1 pseudogene is annotated in these 544 nt (G+C 42.8%); it reads right to left on the reverse strand.

Annotated features, from left to right (window positions below):
• Positions 1 to 479: pseudogene (asnB, locus tag R8N47_RS27745) on the reverse strand (asparagine synthase B); the annotation flags it as partial.
• Between the last annotated feature and the right edge of the window lie 65 nt (positions 480 to 544).

Consider the following 544-nt stretch of genomic DNA (forward strand, 5'->3'; position numbering starts at 1 on the left):
GAAGCGACGTAGTAGTTACCGTGTTCATCGTAACCTTGGTAAAGTGGAATGATACCGATATGGTCACGACCTACTAGGTACTCATCTTTTTCTTCATCGTACAGTACGAAAGCAAAAATGCCGTTTAGCTCTTCAAGAAGATCAGCACCCATGTCTTGATACAGCGCTAAAATAACTTCACAGTCAGAGTCTGTTTGGAATTCGTACTTGCCTTCGTAGCGAGCGCGAATCTCTTTGTGGTTGTAGATCTCACCGTTAACGGCAAGGATTAGTTTTTTATCAGGGCTGTATAGTGGTTGAGCACCGCTATTTAAACCAACGATAGCCAAGCGCTCGTGAGCTAGGATTGCTCTTTCTGAAGAGTAGATACCAGACCAGTCAGGGCCACGGTGACGAAGCTTTTTCGACATTTCTAACGCGATAGGACGCAGTGCCGCTGCATCACTTTTAATGTCTAAAATCCCAAATACTGAACACATACAACATCCTTTCTAAACTAAACAATTTCTAATCGGTATGGATTCAATTTGCCATTCTGAGTAAA

The organism is Vibrio sp. 2132-1 (genome assembly GCF_033344315.1).